The following is a 19,096-nucleotide window of genomic DNA, read 5'->3' as shown; positions in this document are numbered from 1 at the left end:
TCGCGGCGCACGATCTCCCGCAGTCGGCTCAAACGGTCGTTTCGGCGTTTCGTTCCTCGACTCAAGGGACTAGCGTCAGACATCGACATCCTCCTTGTTGTGGTTGGGACACCAAGCCCTTACGACCACAACAGGAGGATGTCCCGTATTTCACAACCTTCGAGCTATTACTAGGTGCGAGGAGCGATAGCGACGAGCCACGAAGGCCTGGCGAGATGACGTCGCCGGCCCTTCGTGGCTCGCTTCGCTCGCACCTCAGGGAACGGGTAAGCACCTTCGCCCCTGGGAGCGAGGTGGGTACCTCCCCCGACAACCGGCAGACTTCAGCCCGACAGGCAGACTTCGATCGACGTCTGGCAGTCGAGTTGAGGTTCGCCGGTCAGGCGTCGCCTGCGAGCGCCGGTTCCAGCTCCACCACCTGCGCACCGCCGACGTCCGGCGGGAGTTGGTGCGTGACGACCACGACGATGCGATCGGGTCCGAAGAGGTCGTCCTCGACGCCGAGGAGGCGTCGGAGGAGGGCGTCGGCGTCGTCGGCGGAGAGGTGTTCGGTCGGCTCGTCGAGCAGGACCATCGGTGTGGGGTGGAGCAGTGCGCGAGCGAGGAGCAGGCGTCGGCGCTCGCCGCCGCTGACGGCGTCGGCTCCGCCGGTCAGGGTGGTGTCCAGACCGTCGGGCAGCCGTGCGGCCCAGCCGTCGAGGCCGACCGTCGTCAGCGCCGCGAGGATCTCGTCGTCGGTGGCGTCACCGCGCGCGACGCGCATGTTCTCGCGGACCGACGTCGAGAAGAGATGCGCTTCCTCGGCGAAATAGCAACCGGCCGAGCGAAGGTCGACGGGGGCGCGGCTCGACACGTCGACGCAGGTGACGTCCCCGCCGATGGGATCGAGCAGTCCGGCGAGGGTCAGCAGAAGCGTGGACTTGCCGACGCCGCTGGGGCCGACGACCGCCAGCCGCGATCCCGGCCGCAGGTCGAGGTTCAGACCGTCCACAGGGCCGAGGATGTTCCGCTCCCCGCGGCCCCACCGCAGTCCGTCGGTCGACACCTCGACCATGCCGCGGTGGACCGCCACGTCCGCACCGGACGGCTCGGTGCTGTCCGCGGCGCGTGCACCGTCGACGAGAGCCATCACCCGTGCGGCGCTCTGACGACTCCGCTCGATCTGCAGTCCAGCCTCGGTCAGCGGCGCGGTCGACTCGAAGGCCGACAGCGGCAGCAGGATCAGCACGCCGAGGATCATCGGCGTGAGCCCCTCACCGGAGGCGATCCCGGCGATCGAACCGGTTGTCTGCGAGGCCAGCTGGATCGCGATGACGCAGGCCGCGACCAGCGACGCACCCATCGCGAGAGGGGTGGCCGCGGCGGCTGCCGCCTCGAGCCGACGACCCCGATCGGTGGCCGCGAGGTGCCGACGGTCGGCGTCCGCGGCGGTCTCGAGCAGTTCCTCACGCCGACGCGCGACAACGAGTTCCGAAGCGTGCCACAGAGTGGTCGTCGTGGCCTCGGCGGATTCGGTGGCCGCCCGCGCACCGTCGCGGAGGGTCGAGGCACCACCTCGTGCCGCGAGCCACGGGGCGAGGCCACCACTGATGATGAGTGCGACGGCGAGCACTGCGGCGGCGGGCAGCGAGACCAGTGCCATCACGACGACCGCGGCGACCGCCGTCGTCACGCCCACACCGATGGGGATCAGGCCGCGGATGAGAGCGTTGCCGATCTCGTCGATGTCATCGCCGGTGCGGGTCAACAGGTCTCCGCGCCGGAGGGTCACCGAGTAGGCCGGTGAGCCGGTCGCGAGCGCCGTGTAAACCCGTTCGCGGGCGGTCGTCATCGCGCGCAAGGCCAGGTCGTGGGTGGCGAGACGTTCGAGGTAGCGAAACAGGCCGCGCGAGATACCGAGAGCGCGCACGGCGGTGATCGCAACCGACAGGTACAGCACCGGCGGCATCTGCCAGGCCCGGGTGATCAGCCACGCCGACAAGGCCGCGAGGCCGAGCGCCGACAGCGAACCGCCGACGCCGAGCAGCAGGGCCTTGGCCACCGCACCCCGGCGCAGGCCGAGAAAACCGAGCGCCCGGATCAGTGGGTCGTCGCGCATGGCACACCTCCGTCGAATTCGACCACCTGGTCGGCGAATTCACGCGCGATCCCCCGGTGGGCCACCACGATGACCGTGTCACCGGCGCGTGCGCGGTCGCGGAGCACGGTGAGAACTGCACGTTCGGATGCCTCGTCGAGGTGAGCGGTCGGCTCGTCGAGCAGCAACAGCGGAGCCGGCGACGCGAGCACTCGGGTGAGTGCGAGCCGCTGACGCTGGCCGGCGGACAGCCCGACGCCGCCCGCACCGAGTTGGGTGTCGAGGCGCTTGGGCAGTTCGAGCACGACGGAGTCGAATCCGCTGGCCGTCGCCGCACGGTCGGTGGCATCGCGGTCGAGCGCGCCGAAGAGCTCCACGTTCTCGCCGACCGTGCCCGGCACGATGACCGGCTGCTGCGGCAGCCAGGCGATCTGTTCGTGCAGGGACTCGGGATCCGCATGGGTGACCGGGGTGGACCCGATGAGCACCGACCCGTCGTCGGGTGTCAGCAGCCCCATGATCGCGGCCAGGGTCGTGGACTTCCCCGAACCGTTGGGCCCGGTGAACAGCGTGAGCGAACCGGGCTGGACCGTCGCGCGTAAGGACTCCGGGGCCCAGCCGTCACGGCCGTGGACGCCGAGATCGAGGATGGTGATCGGCGCGCCTGCGACGGTGAGGCCCCGGCCGCCGCTGACCGGCGTCGGAGCGGCGTCCTCGGGCGAGTCGATCAGGTCGAAGACCTCCCCGGCGGCGGTGACACCGTCGGCAGAGTTGTGGAACTGCGCGCCGACGCGGCGGAGCGGCAGGTATGCCTCGGGCGCCAGTATCAACGCGAAAACACCTGCGTAGAGGGACATCTCGCCGAACACCAACCGCAGACCGATGCCCACGGCGACCAGGGCGACGCACAGGGTCGCGAGCAGCTCGAGAACCGCGCCGGACAGGAACGCCACCCGCAGCGAGCTCATCGTGGAACGTCGGTGCGCCTCACCGAGTTCGGCCACCTGGGCGGCCGGGGTCTCGGCGCGGTTCAGTGCCCGCAGCGTCGGCAGGCCGGCGATCAGATCCAACAGCTGCGCGGTCAGCCTGCTCATCGTCGCCAGCTTGCGGGTGGTGCGATCCCGGGTCATGAGCCCGACCAGGACCATGAAGATCGGGATGAGGGGCAACGTGATCAGGATGATCAGCGCCGACGGCCAGTCGGCGAAGGCGATCACCACGGTCACCGTCGGCGTGAGGATCACCGCGGTCACGAGTGCGGGCAGGTAACCGGAGAGATACGGCCCGAGGGCGTCCAGTCCCCGCAACAGCACGGTCGCCGCGTGCTCACGCAGCGTCAGGAGCGTTCGCGGCGAGGTCCGACGCGGATCGGTGAGCACGTCGAGCGCCTCGGACCGCAGTTCTGCGATCGCCTGCTCCGCCGCTCGGTGCGCGTACCGATCGTGCCCGTAGGCCATCGCGGCGCGGGCCGCCATCGCGACGGCGAGCACGACCAGGTGCACCCACTGCGCGTCGAAGGACCGCTCCGCCGGGAGGACAATCAGCTCCGACAGGATGGAGGCGGCCATACCCGCGGCCACGATGATCGCGATCACCTGCGCGACGGCGAACGCCGCCGTGACCGCGACATAGCGTCGCGTCGTCGGCGAATACCGCAGCAGCCGCGGGTCGACCGGGGGCGTCACTTGCTCGACACGCGCAACGAGGGCAGCCCGTGATGCTCCGGGATGTTCCCGACCGACAGGCGCTTACGGAACACCCAGTAGCTCCACGCCTGGTAACCGATCACCACCGGGGTGATGAACAGCGCCGCCCACGTCATCACCGTCAGTGTGTAGTCGCTCGACGACGTGTTGTCGATGGTCAGGTTCCAGTCCGGGTTCAGGGTCGAGGGCAGCGCATTCGGGAACAGCACCGCGAACAGGGTGGCCACCGTTCCGGCGATCGCGATCGAGGTGAACAGGAACGCCCACCCCTCTCGACGCACCTGCGTCGCGACGAGCATGCCCACCGCGGCCACCGCGGCGATCAGCACCGGGATCCAGGTCCAGCCGTTGCCGTACGCGAACTGGGTCCACAGCAGGAACGCGGCGGCGACGACGAGCGTCGGCCACGCGAGACGGGCTGCGTATCGCGCCGAATCCTCCTGCAGGACACCGGAGGTCTTCAGCGACAGGAACACCGCACCGTGGGTGAGGAACGCCAGGAGGGTCGTCGCACCGCCGAGCAGCGCATACGGGCTCAACAGGTTGAAGAACCCGCCCGTGTACTGGGCGTCGGCGTCGATCGGCAGGCCCCGCACCACGTTGGCGAAGGCGACACCCCACAGGATCGCGGGAATCCACGAACCCAGACCGATGCCGACGTCGCACCACTTCCGCCAGCGCGGATCGTTGATCTTGCCGCGCCACTCGATCGCGCACACACGGGTGATGAGTCCGATCAGGATGAGGAACAGCGGAAGGTAGAACGCGGTGAACATCGTTGCGTACCACCCGCCGAACGCCGCGAAGAGCGCGCCGCCCGCGGTGAGCAGCCAGACCTCGTTGCCGTCCCACACCGGTCCGATGGTGTTGAGCAGCGCGCGCCGGCGCTTGTCGGGGTCGGCCTCGGGGTCGTCCGGTGCGACCTTGTCGTCGCCACCGGTGTGACTCGATCCGAGGATCGGCATCAGCATGCCGACGCCGAAGTCGAAGCCCTCGAGGACGAAGTAGCCGACGAACAGCACGGCGATGATGAGGAACCAGAATTCCGGGAGTCCCATGTCACTCTCCTCTAGTACGCGAACGAGAGCTGTTTGGGCTCATCGGAATCGGAGTCGGCTTCGTCGTCGCTGTGGCCTGGTGGCCGGGAGTCGTAGCTCGCCGGTCCCTCGATCACGTAGCGGCGCTGCAGCATGAACCAGACGACACCCAGCGCGCCGTAGAGCAGCGTGAACCCGATCAGGGTGACGAGCACCGTCCCCGCGGTGTGGTTGGAGACACCGTTCTGCACGAGCATGCTGATGCGCAGCGGATCGAGGTCGTCCTCCCAGTTGGGTGCGACAACCCACGGCTGGCGGCCCATCTCGGTGAAGATCCAGCCGGAGCTGTTGGCCAGGAACGGGGTCGGGATCATCAGCAGTGCGATGAAGCCGAATCGCCTCGACTCGACCACCCGCTTGCGGCGCGTGTACCAGAGGCCGCCGAGGGCCACGACCACCGAGCCGGCCGCCCATGTGATCATCGCCCGGAAACCCCAGTAGGTGACGAACAGGTTGGGTGCGAAGTTCTGGTTGGCGGGCACGTTCGGGTTGTCGGCGAAGGCCTTCGTGTACTGCTCCTGCAGCTCCTCGACGCCCTGCAGGGTCGAATCGAAGGAGTGATCGGCCAGGAACGACAGCATCTTGGGGATCTCGATGATGTGATCGATGTTCTCGCAGTTGTTCTGACGTCCGATGGAGAGGACGGAGAAGCCGGGGCCTGTCTCGGTCTCGCAGAGCGATTCCGCCGAGGCCATCTTCATCGGCTGTTGCTTGAACATGATCTGTGCCTGGATGTCACCGGTGATGAACAGCGCGACGCCGGAGACGAGCGTGACCCACAGCGCGAACCGGGTGACCGGCCGCCACAGGTCGCGCGCGTCCTTCTCCAGGTCTTCCGGGGTGGCGTCGACGTGGCTCGGCGATGTGCTCTCCGGGACACCACTGGTGTCACCGGTCTCGAGTGCTTCCCGCAACTTCTTGGCGCGCCACGTGTTCCGGGCCATCCACCAGATGCCGATGGCCGCGACGAAGGTGCCCGCGGTCAGGAATGCACCGGCGATCACGTGCGGGAAGGCGGCGAGTGTCGTGTTGTTGGTGATGACGGCGAAGAAGTCGTTCATGGCCGGGCGTCCACGGGTCTCGTCCCACTCGACGCCGACGGGATGCTGCATCCACGAGTTCGCGGCGATGATGAAGTACGCCGATGCGTTGACGCCGATGGCCGCCAACCAGATACACGCCAGGTGGACGCGCCGCGGCAGCCGGTCCCAGCCGAAGATCCAGAGTCCGATGAAGGTCGACTCCAGGAAGAAGGCGACCAGGCCTTCCAGCGCCAGCGGCGCACCGAAGACATCCGCGACGAAGCGGCTGTACTCGCTCCAGTTCATCCCGAACTGGAACTCCTGCACGATGCCGGTGGCCACGCCGAGCGCGAAGTTGATCAGGAAGAGCTTTCCGAAGAAGCGGGTCGCGCGCAGCCACTGCTCGTTGCCGGTGACGTGCCACACCGTCTGCATCACCGCGATCATCGGCGCAAGACCGATGGTCAGCGGAACCAGGATGAAGTGATAGACCGTCGTGATACCGAATTGCCATCGGGAGACGTCCAGAGCGTCCATATCTGCCTCGAATCAGGTCACCGGCTCAGCCGGCGGTGCCGGAGTTGCCTACTACGTCGGGTAGTAGGCGCTGAGCGCGACGTTACGCCTGGTCACCGACCTTCTTCAAGCGCCAAAGGTCCCGTCGAGCCGTTACCAGCGGTGCATTCCCTCTCACCAGTGATCTTGAGTGACACGGACCCTGAATCCGATGGGAGTGACCGGGATCAATCGTCTCCCACAGCGATGGCGCGGTCCACCAAATCGGAAAACCGGTCTGCGTCGGCCGGCACCGGCATGACGTACCGGTTGAGATGGGTGACCCGGGCCGCGAGCGTCACGCTGCTGACGAGCCAGACCGAGTCGGCCGCCACGAGGTCCTCCGGACGCAGGATCTCGACCTTGGTCTTCCAGCCCTCCGCAACGGCGAGATCGAAGACGGCCTGCGCGGTCGTCGAGGCGAGGATGCCGATCTCGGTCGGCGGGGTGACCAGCGTGTCCCCGTACACCGCGACCACCGTCGACCGCGGCCCCTCGAGCACCGCCCCCTCGCTGCTGACGAAGATGACGTCGTCATAGCCCTCGGATGCGGCATGACGCAGCGCGGCCATGTTGGTGGCGTAGCTCAGCGTCTTCGCACCGAGGAGCTGCCAGGGCGCCTTGGCCGCGAGGTCGATGGAGAAACCGCGCTCGAGGGTGACCACCGAGACGCCGTCCGCGCGGGCGGAGGCGACGCGCTCGGGCACCCGCTCGACGGTCAGGTAGGCCGTCGGGGCATATCCGTGTTCACGCCCGCGGGTGTAGACCAGCCGCAGCAACGCCTCGTCCGACGTCCCGTGCTCGGCAGTCCACAGCTTGACCGCGTTCTCGATGGCCGCGCGCCACTCGTCGGGGTCCGGCGCCGGCAGCTCCATGGCCGTGGCGCTCCGGACGAGGCGTTCGAGGTGCAGGCGCACCCCACGCGCCCGGCCGGCCCGGACGAGCAGGGTCTCGAAGACGCCGTCGCCGCGGACCGCCGCGAGGTCGTCGGCGTGCAGGAACGGCGCATCGGCATCGTGTTGGGTGCCGTCGAGGGTGAGCAGGATCGAATCCGACATGGATAAGAGGCTCCCACGAGCGCCCGACCCCTGCTCCACACCCCTGGTGCGCAACCGACCCGTAGAATCGACCCGTGAGCCGTTCACCCATCCTGACCAGGTATTCCGAAGGCGGGGCGGTCCCCGGCCCCGGCGAGTTCCACTCATCGGAGACCCCGTGGCACTTCGGTGATCCACTCGGGGAACAGCGAGCCGCCGCCACCGGGGTCATCGTCGTCGACCGTTCCGACCGGGCCGTCATCGAGATCCCCGGCGAGGAACGCCTGAGCTGGCTGCACACCATCTCGAGCCAGCACATCGCCGCACTTCCCGACCGCCGGAGCGCAGAGAACCTGTCTCTCGACGCCAACGGTCGCGTCGAGGAACACTTCGTCATGACCGACATCGACGGCATCACCTGGGTCGACACCGAGGGAGCACGCGGTGAGGCCCTCGCCGGATTCCTCGCGAAGATGGTGTTCTGGGCCAAGGCGCAGCCGGCCCCACGGACCGATATGAGGGTCCTCACCCTCGTCGGTCCGGGTGCGGTGACCGGACCCGTTGCCGACCTCCTCGAGATCCCCGCCGACGCGGACGTCTACCAGGCGGGCAATCTGCCCGAGACACACCACGAGGACGAGCCGCTGGGGTTCTGGCGACGGATGCCGCCGCTCGGCGAGAACCGTGACCTGCCCGTCGTCGACCTCGTCCTGCCGGAGTTCGTCCTGCTGCGCTGGTGGGACGCACTCGTCGAGGCCGGTGCCCGGATGGCCGGCAGCTGGGCGTACGACGCACTGCGTGTCGCGGCCCGCCGTCCGCGCCTCGGCGCCGACACCGATGAGCGGACGATCCCGCACGAGGTCGACTGGATCGGTGGTCCGGCCGATCAGGGCGCCGTCCATCTCGACAAGGGCTGCTACCGCGGCCAGGAGACGGTGGCCCGGGTCCACAACCTCGGCAAGTCCCCACGACGCCTGGTGCTGCTGCATCTCGACGGGAGCTCGGATCAGCGTCCGACGACCGGCGATCCGGTCACCGCGGGCGGCCGCACCGTCGGCCGCCTCGGCACCGTCGCCGATCACTACGAGTGGGGTCCCATCGCGCTCGCGCTCGTCAAGCGCAACGTCGGCGCGGACGTCGAACTGACGATCGGGACCGAGGAGCCGGTGAGCGCACGCATCGACCCGGACTCCATCCGCGAGGACGATCACGTCCAGGCCGGTCGTGCCGCCGTCGAACGGTTGCGCAGCGGCTCGTCCACCCCGGGTAGCTGACGCGTGGACATCGGAACCGTGCTGGCCGTCTGCGCGGCCGGCCGAGACGTCGTCCTCGACAAGATCGGACCCTCCGCGATCGACAAGCGTCCGCTGGCCGGCCGCGCCGAGGTGCGCGAGCTGGGTCTGGTCGCCGACCACCAGCGCAACCGCAGGCATCATGGTGGCGTCGATCAGGCGGTGTACGCCTACGCCGAACCCGACGCACGACGCTGGTCCGACGAACTCGGACGTGAGCTTCCTTACGGCTGGTTCGGCGAGAACCTGCGGATCGACGGGATCGACGTCACCGACGCCTTCGTGGGCGAGCGCTGGCAGGTCGGTGACGACGGCCTCCTCCTCGAGACCACCATCCCCCGCGTACCGTGCCGGACCTTCGCGGTGTGGGCGGATGAGCCCAGGTGGGTGAAGAGGTTCATGGACCAGGCCGATTTCGGTGCCTACCTGCGCGTTCTCCAACCCGGCACGGTGGCCGCCGGCGATTCGGTGACGGTGATCCACCGTCCCGACCACGGCGTGCGGGTCCGGCAACTGCTCGTCGACGCCGACCCCGAGTCGATCAGGACACTGCTCGCCGACGACGATCTGCCGGTCAAGGTCCGCCGCGAGGCGCAGCGGATTCTGGGCAAGGTGGAGAGATCGGGCGGCGCGGCGAGGCAGGGCGCGGCACACAAGTCCTGAAGGCGCGCTAGACTGGGCAGCACGACAGAATTACTTCAAGAGAACGGGGCCGCCAAATCGTTGGCCGCCCCGTCATTTTGCGAGGGGGTCCCGTATGGGCCGCGGCCGGGCAAAGGCAAAGCAGACGAAGGTTGCTCGTCAGCTGAAGTACTCCACTCCGAACACCGATCTCGAAAGCCTGCAGCGTGAGCTGTCCGGGCAGACCAGCTCGGTAGATCGTCCGGATCCGGTGGATGAGTGGTTGGACGAGGACGAGTGGCGCCGCGCCTGAGGCGCGCCACTCATGGGTGCCGGCCTCATCGGCGACACCCGATCCCACCCCACCACGACCTCTCCGCTCAGCGGACCCGCGGTAACGCGGGTTGATGTTTTCGTACGTTCAGACGGCCGCAGGTGACTGCGGCCGTCTGATGCGTGCGCGGTCGTTTCTCGACTGCCAGCGGTGCTCACGGCGGTGACAACCGACGATGAGCATCGCTGATCTGTGCTGTCCACCGGAGTGGCGATCATCCTCTGACGACGCGAAAAGCGGCGGGAACCCGAAGGTCCCCGCCGCTTTTGCGTTGATGTGAGAGGCGGTGTGCGCCCGTGATTCTCAGAAGCGCGGGTGCTCGCCCACCAGGGAGACGCGCGAACCGGCTTCGGTGCTCTTGGGGTCGCTGGAACGCTTGATGGTGCCGAGGACCCAGTTGTCGACGTGGCGGGCGGTCAGGACCGCCTGAGCGCGATCGGTGTCCTCGGGTGCGACGACCGCGACCATGCCGACACCCATGTTGAAGGTGCGCTCCATCTCGAGCTGCTCGACGCGTCCGCGCTGCTGGATGAGAGCGAAGATCGGGGCCGGGGTCCAGGTGTTGCGTTCCAGTTCGGCAACGAGGCCCTGCGGGATGACGCGGGCCAGGTTCTCGGCCAGGCCGCCGCCGGTGATGTGCGCGAAGGTCCGCACGTCCGCCTCGGCGATCAGCGCCAGGCAGTCACGGGCGTAGATGCGGGTCGGCTCGAGCAGTTCCTCGCCGAGGGAGCGGCCGAACTCCTCGACGTGGCCGAAGAGATCCATGTGGCCCCACTCGAGCAGCACCTTGCGGGCGAGCGAGTAGCCGTTGGAGTGCAGACCCGACGATCCCATGGCGATGACGACGTCGCCGGCACGGACACGGTCGGGGGCGAGGACCTTGTCGGCCTCGACGACGCCGACGGCGGTGGCCGACAGGTCGTAGTGGTTGTCCTGCATGAGTCCGGGGTGTTCGGCGGTCTCGCCACCCAGCAGCGCACAGCCGGCCTCGACGCAGCCGTCGGCGATGCCGGCGACGATCTGCGCGACGGTCTCGGGGACGACCTTGCCGACGGCGATGTAGTCCTGCAGGAAGAGCGGCTCGGCGCCACAGACGACGAGGTCGTCGACGCACATGGCGACGAGGTCGCGTCCGACGGTGTCGTGCTTGTCGATGGCCTGGGCGACGGCGAGCTTGGTTCCGACGCCGTCGCTGGCGGCGGCGAGGACCGGTTCGCGGTAGTTGCCCTTCAGCGCGAAGAGGCCGGAGAAGCCACCGAGACCGCCGAGGACCTCGGGGCGCGAGGCACGTTTCGCATGCGGGGTGATGAGCTCTACGGCTCGTTCACCGGCGTCGATGTCGACTCCGGCCGCCGCGTACGAGGCCTGCGGCGTAGCGCCCGTCGTCTCGTCGGCCGCCGCATCCCGCTCCGTCATCTCCGCAAGCACCCCTCGTCAAAAGTTGTTTCCGGCGTGTTCGCCGACGATCACACGGTACCGGAGTGCCTTGCCCCCGGATTCAGGGACGCATCACTGCGCTGACGTTGTCGTTGGGCTTGGTCAGCGGATCGACGGTCCCGTCGTGTGCAGCGGAGGCCAGCATCTGTTCCAGAACCGCCTTGCCCATGGAGGTCTCCTTGGGCAGTTCGATCGGGTACTTGCCGTCGAAGCAGGCCGCGCACAGGTTCGACGCCGGCTGCTCGGTGGCACCGATCATCTCGTCGATGCTGATGTAGCCGAGCGAGTCGGCGCCGATGGCCTGGCGCACGCCCTCGACCATGCCCTCCTCGGACTCCATGCCGTTGGCGATGAGTTCCGCCGGGGAGGCGAAGTCGATGCCGTAGAAGCAGGGCCAGCGCACGGGGCTGGAGGCGATCCGCACGTGCACCTCGGCGGCACCGGCCTCGCGCAGCATGCGGATGAGGGCGCGCTGGGTGTTGCCGCGCACGATCGAGTCGTCGACGACGACGAGACGTTTGCCGCGGATCACCTCGCGCAGCGGATTCAGCTTGAGTCGGATGCCGAGCTGACGGATCGTCTGCGACGGCTGGATGAAGGTGCGGCCCACGTAGGCGTTCTTCATCAGGCCCTGGCCGTAGGGAATGCCCGAGCCCTGGGCGAAGCCGACGGCCGCGGGTACACCCGACTCCGGCACCGGGATCACCAGGTCACCCTCGGCCGGATGTTCCTTGGCCAGGCGGCGGCCGATCTCCACACGGGTGGAGTGCACCGACCGGCCGTGGATGTTGGAGTCCGGGCGGGCCAGGTAGACGTACTCGAAGACGCAGCCCTTCGGGGTCGGCTCGGCGAAGCGCTTGGTGCGCACGCCGTCGGCGTCGATGGCCAGCAGCTCACCGGGTTCGATGTCGCGGACGAAGGATGCGCCGACGATGTCGAGGGCGGCGGTCTCCGAGGCGACGACCCAGCCGCGGTCGAGGCGGCCGAGCGACAGCGGACGGACACCGTGCGGGTCACGTGCCGCGTAGAGGGTGTGCTCGTCCATGAAGGTCAGGCAGAACGCGCCCTTGAGGGTCGGCAGCAGTTCCATGGCCGCCTGCTCGATCGAGCTGTCGGCGGCGCCGTGCGCCAGGAGCGCGCCGACGACATCGGAGTCCGACGTCGCCGCCGAGCTCTTGATGCCCTTCTCGCGAGCGCGAGCGGCGAGGTCGGCGGTGTTGACGAGATTTCCGTTGTGCCCGAGCGCGACGCCGGTGCCGGCATCGGTGGTGCGGAAGATCGGCTGGGAGTTCTCCCAGGTGGTCGAACCGGTGGTGGAGTAGCGGCAGTGTCCGATGGCGACGTGGCCGCTCATCGCACCCAGCGTCTGCTCGTCGAACACCTGGCTGACGAGGCCCAGGTCCTTGAACACGACGACCTGACTGCCGTCGCCGACGGCGATGCCCGCCGCTTCCTGTCCGCGATGCTGCAGCGCGTAGAGGCCGTAGTAGGTGAGCTTGGCGACGTCCTCACCGGGCGCCCAGACCCCGAATACGCCGCACTCCTCGCGCGGTTCGTTCTCGGGCTGGTCCAGTGGAGCGGGTTCGGGCGCGCACCCGCCGGCTGCGGAACATCCGCCCGCCGGTGTGGGAGCGAGCAGGTTCACGTTGGCGATCGAGCGATCAGTCATCGACTAGCTCCCCTGGGCTGCGAATCGGTTAACACGTCAATGTGCTGGGAGACAATTCGGAGTTTACGTGCCTGTTGCCTTCCAGAGCGAATCTTCCAGCGGTGTCCGGAGCGCCGTAATTCCACGTGGGAGCCAGTAGTGACGGATCACACTCGGCGGATCACCTGGTTCTCGACGCTCCCGGACCCAGCGGAACCAGTGGCAACAGCTCTGCGACCAGGTCTGCGCGGTGGCCCGATGCGTCGAGTTCGCCGGCGCCGAGCGCGGCGTCGTAAGTTCGCAGCCCGGTCACCATCAGCAGCCACGTCCGAGGCGAGGTCTCGACGACATTGGGCGGCGTTCCACGCGTGTGGCGCGGACCCTCGATGCACTGCACGGCGACGAACGGCGGGACACGGACCTCGACCGAGTTGCCCGGGGCGAGGTGTTCGAGGGTCCGGGCTGTGAGGCGGACTGCGGCCGCGAGAGCCGGCCGCGACGGCGCGGGGGCCGACTCGTCGACGAGCCAGTCCGCGACCGCGAGGACGGCGGCGCGGACCTCGGCCGGGTCGGGTCTCTTACGCGGGGGCACGTCAGTCATCTTGCAACGCCGGTTGACGGCGCCCGAATTGGGGCAGTATGTCTCGCATGGGCGCGGAAGTGAACAAACAGGAGTTCACCGGCGAGGATCGCGTGAGGTTCCGGCGGCAGGTCGGTCGTGGCACCGACGCGATTGCACGGATGTTGGCCGAGGGGTTGTTCACCGACCAGGGCCGGCCACCCAAACCCCTCCTCGGCATGGAGGTGGAACTGAACCTCGTCGACGAGCAGATGCGTCCGGCGATGGCCAACGCCGCCGTCCTCGAGGCGATCGCCGATCCCGACTATCAGACCGAACTCGGGCAGTTCAACATCGAGATCAACGTCTCGCCGCGGCCGTTCACCACCGACGACACGATCTCGCTGGAACAGGCGCTGCGGACGTCACTGAACCGTGCGGAGGAGCGCGCCGCCCGTACGGACAACCACCTGGTCATGATCGGCATGCTGCCGACCCTGAAGGCCGAACACTTTGCCCATCAGTGGATCTCGGCCAACCCGCGCTACGACCTGCTGAACGAGCAGATCTTCAACGCCCGCGGCGAGGACCTCGAGATCGACATCAGCGGTGTTCCCTTGGCCGACGGCTATCACACCGAACGCCTCCACACCTCCACCGATTCGATCCTCCCCGAGGCCGCCTGCACCTCATTACAGCTGCACCTGAGGGTGGCCCCGGAGGATTTTGCCGCGCATTGGAATGCCGCCCAGGCGATCTCCGGAATCCAGGTGGCACTGGCCGGCAACTCCCCGTTCCTCGCCGAGACCGCGCTCTGGCACGAGAGCCGCATCCCGGTGTTCGAGCAGGCCACCGACACCCGGCCGCTGGAGCTGAAGAACCAGGGCGTGCGCCCGCGCGTCTGGTTCGGCGAACGGTGGATCAACACCATCTTCGACCTGTTCGAGGAGAACACCCGCTACTTCCCCGCTCTCCTGCCCGTCTCAACAGACGTCGACCCCCTGGCCGAACTCGACGCCGGACGTATCCCGATGCTCGACGAACTGCGACTGCACAACGGCACGGTCTACCGCTGGAATCGGCCCGTCTACGACATCCATGAGGGCCAGGCACATCTTCGTGTCGAGAACCGGGTGCTCCCCGCCGGACCGACGGTCGTCGACACGATGGCCAACGCCGCCTTCTACTACGGGGTCGTCCGCGGGCTCGTCGAGGCCGACCGGCCGTTGTGGTCACAGATGTCGTTCAACGCGGCCGCCGAGAACCTGCAGTCCGGTGCGCATTTCGGCATGGAGTCGCAGCTCTACTGGCCCGACGTCGGCTGGGTACGCCCGGACGAACTCGTGCTCCGTCGCCTGCTGACCCTCGCCGAGAAAGGCCTTCGCGCATACGGGGTCTCGGACAAGGCCCGCAAGCGGTACCTGTCGGTGATCGAGGGACGCTGCGTCAACCGCCGGACCGGTTCGGTGTGGCAGCGTGAGGCCGTCGCCGCCCGGGAGAGAGCGGGCGACAGCCGGTCGGCGGCACTGACCGGCATGCTCGCCGACTACGTGACGCTCATGCACGAGGGCGAACCCGTCCACACGTGGGACGTGTGACCCCGCTCACCGATCGGGTCCGGAACGCAAGCCGAAAGCCGTGTCGAGGTCGGCGTTTGGACCCGGCGTGGGCAGGAAAGTTGCCGAAGAACGATTCCGGCGACACCCTTTGTTCATGACCCGACGATCCACCGCCGCGATCCGATGACGATCACCGAGCGATACGCCGACCCCTCCGCGACCCTCGGGGTGGTCAACGACGTGCTGTCCGTGCAACTCGCACACCGGTCGGTACGCAGGTTCCGACCGGACCCCGTCGACGACAGTCGGCTTCACGCCATCATCGCGGCGGCGCAGTCCGCGCCGACGTCGTCGAACCTGCAGCCCTGGAGCGTGGTTGCCGTGCGTGACCCCGCGCGACGGAAACGCCTGGCGGCACTGGCCAACAACCAGGGCTTCATCGAGCAGGCACCGTTGTTCCTGGTGTGGGTCGCCGACCTCGGGCGGGCCCACCGCCTCGCCGCGCGGCACGATGCCCCGCTGGAGGCGACGGACTATCTCGAGACGACGATCATCGGCTTCGTCGACACCGCGCTGGCCGCACAGAACGCAGTGGTGGCCGCCGAGTCACTGGGCCTGGGAACGGTTTTCGTCGGCGCCATCCGCAACAACCCACTGGAGGTGGCCGCGGAACTCGGCCTCCCGGAGCACACCGTCGCGACGTTCGGTCTAGCGATCGGCACGCCGGACCCCGCCGAGTCGGCAGGCATCAAGCCGCGAATCCCGCAGGCAGCCGTGCTGCATCACGAGACCTACGACGCCGAGACCGCGGACGCTCAGCTCACCGGATACGACGAGTCGCTCGCGGACTACAACCGACGGCACGGACTGGACGGGGACTGGAGTTCCCGGGTGCTGACTCGACTGGCCGGGGTGTCCTCACTCCATGGTCGCGAGAAGCTGCGCGACCATCTGCGCACACGAGGTCTGCCGTCCCGGTGACCGCGCGCAGATCCCCGCGTTGCACTAACCCTGCGTTGCACTAACCCCGCGTCACCAGACCCCGGCCGGTGATGAGCGGCAGATCCAGGGCGGTCACCAGACCCGGCTTCGCATCGACCACGGCGGCAACCGAATTGACCAGCCGCATCGCCGTGACGATCATCCCGGAGACGTTGTGGTCGCCGTTCTCCCCGTGGTGGCCGAACTCGACGGTCATCTCCGGTTCGCCGGAGATCGCGACCCGGTAGCAGCCGTCACCCTCGTGCGGGGTCGGCCACTCGGGACACTGATCGGCATGCGTACGCGTGTAGTGCTCCAGCACAACACGATCCACCCCGTCGACCTGTCCGGCGACCTCGAAGCGCAACGCCGCCATGGTGCCCTTCGGGATCTCCACCGACACCGTCGAATAGTCGCGGTCGGCCTCGACACGCTCGACCCGTTCGACGAGCGGCTCGTCGAGGGTCAGGTCGAGTCCGGCGGCGATCTGGCGCACCACGCTGCCCCAGCCCATCGACAGGATGCCCGGCGACAGCAGCAACGGCGTGGTGTCCATCGGCTTCCCGAAACCGAACAGATCCCGCATGACCACCGGCTGGTAGTACGTCGAGTAGTCCGCGATCTCCTGGCACCGCACCTCGTCGATCCGCTGCGAGAGACTCGTCAACGACAGCGGCAGAACGTCATTGGCGAAACCGGGGTCGATACCGTTGACGTGCAGGCTGGCACCGCCGGATTCGCCGGCCGCGGCGATCCGGTCCAGCAGACCGTCCGGCAGGATCTTCGTCGGGAACTGCAACACGACCGGGCCGCTGGAGACCACGTTGATCCCGTTCTCCACGAAGAAGATCAGGTCCTCGATCGACTCCATCACCCGGTCGTCGGTCATCGCGGTGTGCACGATGCAGTCGGGCTTGAGGGCGATCAGTGCGTCGCGGTCGTCGGTCGCGGCGACGCCGAGGTCACGACCCAGACCCGCCAGCTCCCCGGCGTCCTTGCCGACCTTGTCCGGATTCGACACCCAGACCCCGACGAGTTCGAGGTCGGGATGGGCGTCGATCCCGGCGATGGCATGTCTTCCGACGGTTCCGGTCGACCACTCGACCACGCGCAGAGTCATGCCCCTCAAACTAGAACACGTTCCACTGCGGGCGCGGCGGTTCGGCGGCATTGCCGAAATGCGCCCCTGATAACGACCCGTCAGCGCGCCGCCGACGACCATATGTCGCCGGCGGGGCGCTGGAGGGCGGATGCCAGGGGCGGATTCCAGCGGAGATCGAGGCGGCGGCCACTATCCTCGGTGATCGATGAGCGCCATGTCCGCCGACTCGACCTCGGCCCCCCTGTACGTCGACTTCGACGGGCACCGGACCATGCTCAAGTGGCATCGTGGGCGTCGACGCGCCGACGACCCGGCCTTCACCGCTTCGCGGATCGCCGAGGGGATGCGGTTGGGCGCGAGCATCGAGGTGGACCTGGTCATCCACGCCGACCGCGGTTTCGCGATCCTCCACGACCGCGTCGTCGACCACGCCACCACCGGCACCGGGGCGATCTCGGCACTGCCCGCGGCCTACCTCCGCGGACTGTCCCTGCGCGACAACCACGGACGAGCGCTCGACGAGCCGGTCCTGCTGCTCGAGGACCTCACCGAGCTGTTCTCGACAGTCGACATCGCACCGTTGTCGCTCCTGCAGCTCGACTTCAAGGAGGACGACGCCGCGCTCGATCCGCGTGCCGTGGACATCTTCGCGCACAGCGTCGAGCCACTGGCGTCGCACTACATCCTGTCCTGCGGCGATGCGGCGGCCGTGACACGGCTGACGTCGGCCGCCCCCGGGATCCGCATCGGGTACGACCCCTGCCACCACGGCGCCGCCGACGCCGCGATCCGGTCCGGGGATTTCGAGGGTTTCGTCGCGCGTGCGCTCGCCGCGTCACCGGACGCGGAGATGGTCTATCTGGAGAACCGCCTGATCCTCGCCGCAGACCGGAGAGGATTCGACCTCGTCGACGCCTTCCACCGCCACGACCGGCTCGTCGACGGTTACACGGTGACCCGCGTCGGACCGCGTTCGGTTCCCGATGTCCGACGGCTCTTGGAGTTACGGGTCGACCAGATCACCACCGACGACCCGGAGGGGCTCGCCGCGCTCGATCTCGACGCCGCCGGGCCCGGCGGGTCACGACTGGTCCGGTGGGTCCGGCGCAGCGGGCGCCGCGGCCCGTCAGACGTGTAGTGACCAGAACGGTTCCACCGGGATGTTCCGGACGACGAACCAGGCGACCACGGCGACGAGCACCACGACGGCGGAATAGCGCATGTTCTGCCAACCGCGGATCCGCCGACCGGTCCACAGCCGCAGGCAGTACGCGCCGAACGCGAAGAGCAGCAACCCGATCGCGAGCACGAACGCCGCGTTGTAGTGCAGCGCCGCAGAGATGTCACCGTGCAGGAGCGAATAGAGCGCACGCTGCGAGCCGCAGCCCGGACAGGTCACCCCGAAGAGCAACTTGGTGGGACACACCGGGAGCAACCCACCGGGCGTGGTGGGGTCCCCCAGAAGCACGGCAGCACAACAGATCCCGGACCCGGCGACCACGATCGCCGGACCGAGGACCCGATTATTCGAGAGGACCGACACCCGTCGAAGGACGGCCCGCTCGAACCGTTCAGTACGTGGACGTGGTGGCACTGGCACCGATGATCAACACCGCGATGACGAAGTAGATCACGACGATGAGGATCGAGCCGACGATGCCGGCGATCGCACCCCAGATCGCCCACTTCTTCGCCTCGTCGGCGGCCCGCTGGGCACCTGCGAAATCACCTGCCGTCCAGAGCTTTCGCACCGAGAGCGACTTGACGATCGAGACGATACCCAAGGGCAGGCAACACAGGATCGTGGACAAGATCGCCCACACGAGGTTGTTGTCCGGTTCGGGACCGGGTGCGTACGCGCCGTACGGCTGCTGTCCGTAACCGGGCGCAGCGCCGTAGTTCGGCGGCTGGTTCGGATCGTGCGGATAACTCATCTGCGCCCTTTCGACTCTCACTGAGAACCCAAGGAGCGTAACCGACCCTGATCGTGTCCGTCCGGTCGGGAAATCAGATTGCTTCCAACGGTATACGCGCAACGTTCCAGCAGACGGGAACGTTGCGCGCTACAA

General features: G+C 68.0%; 17 protein-coding genes. 6 read left to right on the top strand and 11 right to left on the bottom strand.

Annotated features, from left to right (window positions below):
• Window positions 1-379 precede the first annotated feature (379 nt).
• From cydC to LQD00_RS07860, 5 genes are all read right to left on the bottom strand, one after another.
• Window positions 380-2,098 carry a thiol reductant ABC exporter subunit CydC gene (cydC, locus tag LQD00_RS07880; RefSeq protein WP_232716613.1) on the bottom strand — a complete coding sequence of 573 codons (1,719 nt, stop codon included), beginning with the start codon at window positions 2,096-2,098 and terminating at the stop codon, window positions 380-382.
• Entirely contained in the window at window positions 2,080-3,762 is a 1,683-nt protein-coding gene (cydD, locus tag LQD00_RS07875) for a thiol reductant ABC exporter subunit CydD (protein ID WP_119031326.1), read from the bottom strand. The genes cydC and cydD overlap by 19 nt, the downstream gene beginning before the upstream one ends.
• Window positions 3,759-4,841, bottom strand: coding sequence for a cytochrome d ubiquinol oxidase subunit II (gene cydB, locus LQD00_RS07870; RefSeq protein ID WP_232716611.1), 1,083 nt, complete (start codon window positions 4,839-4,841; stop codon window positions 3,759-3,761). Before cydB ends, cydD begins: the two co-directional genes overlap by 4 nt.
• A gap of 11 nt (window positions 4,842-4,852) precedes the next feature.
• Window positions 4,853-6,439 carry a cytochrome ubiquinol oxidase subunit I gene (locus LQD00_RS07865; RefSeq protein ID WP_232716610.1) on the bottom strand — a complete coding sequence of 529 codons (1,587 nt, stop codon included), beginning with the start codon at window positions 6,437-6,439 and terminating at the stop codon, window positions 4,853-4,855.
• Window positions 6,440-6,645: 206 nt separating this feature from the next.
• Window positions 6,646-7,515, bottom strand: coding sequence for an aminodeoxychorismate lyase (locus LQD00_RS07860; RefSeq protein ID WP_232716608.1), 870 nt, complete (start codon window positions 7,513-7,515; stop codon window positions 6,646-6,648).
• Between the two features lie 74 nt (window positions 7,516-7,589).
• Here LQD00_RS07860 and ygfZ point away from each other — a divergent pair, with 74 nt between their 5' ends.
• The 3 genes from ygfZ (at window position 7,590) to LQD00_RS07845 (ending at window position 9,720) form a co-directional block, all read left to right on the top strand.
• Window positions 7,590-8,768, top strand: a complete 1,179-nt coding sequence (ygfZ, locus tag LQD00_RS07855; RefSeq protein ID WP_232716606.1) for a CAF17-like 4Fe-4S cluster assembly/insertion protein YgfZ — start codon at window positions 7,590-7,592, stop codon at window positions 8,766-8,768.
• 3 nt (window positions 8,769-8,771) lie between these two features.
• A complete protein-coding gene (locus LQD00_RS07850) occupies window positions 8,772-9,449 on the top strand; it encodes an MOSC domain-containing protein (RefSeq protein WP_119031321.1) in 678 nt (225 codons plus the stop codon).
• A 94-nt stretch (window positions 9,450-9,543) separates the two neighbouring features.
• Window positions 9,544-9,720 (top strand): DUF3073 domain-containing protein, encoded by a 177-nt coding sequence (locus tag LQD00_RS07845; protein ID WP_005194294.1) that lies wholly within the window; start codon window positions 9,544-9,546, stop codon window positions 9,718-9,720.
• Window positions 9,721-10,044: 324 nt separating this feature from the next.
• Here the strand turns inward: LQD00_RS07845 and purM are convergent, their stop codons facing one another.
• The 3 genes from purM to LQD00_RS07830 all read right to left on the bottom strand — a co-directional run bounded on the left by purM (window position 10,045) and on the right by LQD00_RS07830 (window position 13,427).
• Window positions 10,045-11,157, bottom strand: coding sequence for a phosphoribosylformylglycinamidine cyclo-ligase (purM, locus tag LQD00_RS07840; protein ID WP_232716604.1), 1,113 nt, complete (start codon window positions 11,155-11,157; stop codon window positions 10,045-10,047).
• 82 nt (window positions 11,158-11,239) lie between these two features.
• Complete coding sequence (gene purF / locus LQD00_RS07835) at window positions 11,240-12,847, bottom strand: amidophosphoribosyltransferase (protein WP_232716602.1); 1,608 nt, start codon at window positions 12,845-12,847, stop codon at window positions 11,240-11,242.
• Between the two features lie 160 nt (window positions 12,848-13,007).
• Window positions 13,008-13,427: a sterol carrier family protein gene (locus tag LQD00_RS07830; protein WP_232716601.1), complete on the bottom strand. Its 420-nt coding sequence runs from the start codon at window positions 13,425-13,427 to the stop codon at window positions 13,008-13,010.
• 47 nt (window positions 13,428-13,474) lie between these two features.
• On the opposite strand from LQD00_RS07830, the gene LQD00_RS07825 reads away from it, so the two are divergent.
• Together LQD00_RS07825 and LQD00_RS07820 are read left to right on the top strand one after the other, a co-directional pair.
• Window positions 13,475-14,983, top strand: a complete 1,509-nt coding sequence (locus LQD00_RS07825; RefSeq protein WP_232716599.1) for a glutamate--cysteine ligase family protein — start codon at window positions 13,475-13,477, stop codon at window positions 14,981-14,983.
• 144 nt (window positions 14,984-15,127) lie between these two features.
• Window positions 15,128-15,925: an NADPH-dependent oxidoreductase gene (locus tag LQD00_RS07820; RefSeq protein ID WP_232716597.1), complete on the top strand. Its 798-nt coding sequence runs from the start codon at window positions 15,128-15,130 to the stop codon at window positions 15,923-15,925.
• 40 nt (window positions 15,926-15,965) lie between these two features.
• Here the strand turns inward: LQD00_RS07820 and LQD00_RS07815 are convergent, their stop codons facing one another.
• Window positions 15,966-17,045, bottom strand: coding sequence for an NAD(P)H-dependent amine dehydrogenase family protein (locus tag LQD00_RS07815; protein WP_232716595.1), 1,080 nt, complete (start codon window positions 17,043-17,045; stop codon window positions 15,966-15,968).
• Between the two features lie 196 nt (window positions 17,046-17,241).
• Here LQD00_RS07815 and LQD00_RS07810 point away from each other — a divergent pair, with 196 nt between their 5' ends.
• Window positions 17,242-18,165, top strand: a complete 924-nt coding sequence (locus LQD00_RS07810) for a glycerophosphodiester phosphodiesterase (RefSeq protein WP_406566983.1) — start codon at window positions 17,242-17,244, stop codon at window positions 18,163-18,165.
• On the opposite strand, the gene LQD00_RS07805 is transcribed toward LQD00_RS07810, so the two are convergent.
• Window positions 18,154-18,570 (bottom strand): DUF2752 domain-containing protein, encoded by a 417-nt coding sequence (locus LQD00_RS07805; protein WP_232716591.1) that lies wholly within the window; start codon window positions 18,568-18,570, stop codon window positions 18,154-18,156. The two genes, LQD00_RS07810 and LQD00_RS07805, sit on opposite strands and share 12 nt — an antisense overlap.
• A gap of 28 nt (window positions 18,571-18,598) precedes the next feature.
• Window positions 18,599-18,961 carry a CD225/dispanin family protein gene (locus tag LQD00_RS07800; RefSeq protein ID WP_232716590.1) on the bottom strand — a complete coding sequence of 121 codons (363 nt, stop codon included), beginning with the start codon at window positions 18,959-18,961 and terminating at the stop codon, window positions 18,599-18,601.
• Window positions 18,962-19,096: the final 135 nt, after the last annotated feature.

Origin of the sequence: Gordonia metallireducens (assembly GCF_021245825.1) — a bacterium.
Classification (GTDB): domain Bacteria; phylum Actinomycetota; class Actinomycetes; order Mycobacteriales; family Mycobacteriaceae; genus Gordonia; species Gordonia namibiensis.
The sequence above is the reverse complement of the archived record's forward strand: the minus strand, read 5'-3'. Positions and strand labels throughout refer to the sequence as shown.

What these genes read in the sequence shown, in the direction of transcription:
- cydC (WP_232716613.1), bottom strand. Translation starts at nt 2,098, where the DNA reads ATGCGCGACGACCCACTGATCCGGGCGCTCGGTTTTCTCGGCCTGCGC.
- cydB (WP_232716611.1), bottom strand. Translation starts at nt 4,841, where the DNA reads ATGGGACTCCCGGAATTCTGGTTCCTCATCATCGCCGTGCTGTTCGTC.
- LQD00_RS07865 (WP_232716610.1), bottom strand. Translation starts at nt 6,439, where the DNA reads ATGGACGCTCTGGACGTCTCCCGATGGCAATTCGGTATCACGACGGTC.
- LQD00_RS07860 (WP_232716608.1), bottom strand. Translation starts at nt 7,515, where the DNA reads ATGTCGGATTCGATCCTGCTCACCCTCGACGGCACCCAACACGATGCC.
- LQD00_RS07845 (WP_005194294.1), top strand. Translation starts at nt 9,544, where the DNA reads ATGGGCCGCGGCCGGGCAAAGGCAAAGCAGACGAAGGTTGCTCGTCAG.
- purM (WP_232716604.1), bottom strand. Translation starts at nt 11,157, where the DNA reads ATGACGGAGCGGGATGCGGCGGCCGACGAGACGACGGGCGCTACGCCG.
- purF (WP_232716602.1), bottom strand. Translation starts at nt 12,847, where the DNA reads ATGACTGATCGCTCGATCGCCAACGTGAACCTGCTCGCTCCCACACCG.
- LQD00_RS07830 (WP_232716601.1), bottom strand. Translation starts at nt 13,427, where the DNA reads ATGACTGACGTGCCCCCGCGTAAGAGACCCGACCCGGCCGAGGTCCGC.
- LQD00_RS07825 (WP_232716599.1), top strand. Translation starts at nt 13,475, where the DNA reads ATGGGCGCGGAAGTGAACAAACAGGAGTTCACCGGCGAGGATCGCGTG.
- LQD00_RS07820 (WP_232716597.1), top strand. Translation starts at nt 15,128, where the DNA reads ATGACGATCACCGAGCGATACGCCGACCCCTCCGCGACCCTCGGGGTG.
- LQD00_RS07815 (WP_232716595.1), bottom strand. Translation starts at nt 17,045, where the DNA reads ATGACTCTGCGCGTGGTCGAGTGGTCGACCGGAACCGTCGGAAGACAT.
- LQD00_RS07810 (WP_406566983.1), top strand. Translation starts at nt 17,242, where the DNA reads ATGTCCGCCGACTCGACCTCGGCCCCCCTGTACGTCGACTTCGACGGG.
- LQD00_RS07800 (WP_232716590.1), bottom strand. Translation starts at nt 18,961, where the DNA reads ATGAGTTATCCGCACGATCCGAACCAGCCGCCGAACTACGGCGCTGCG.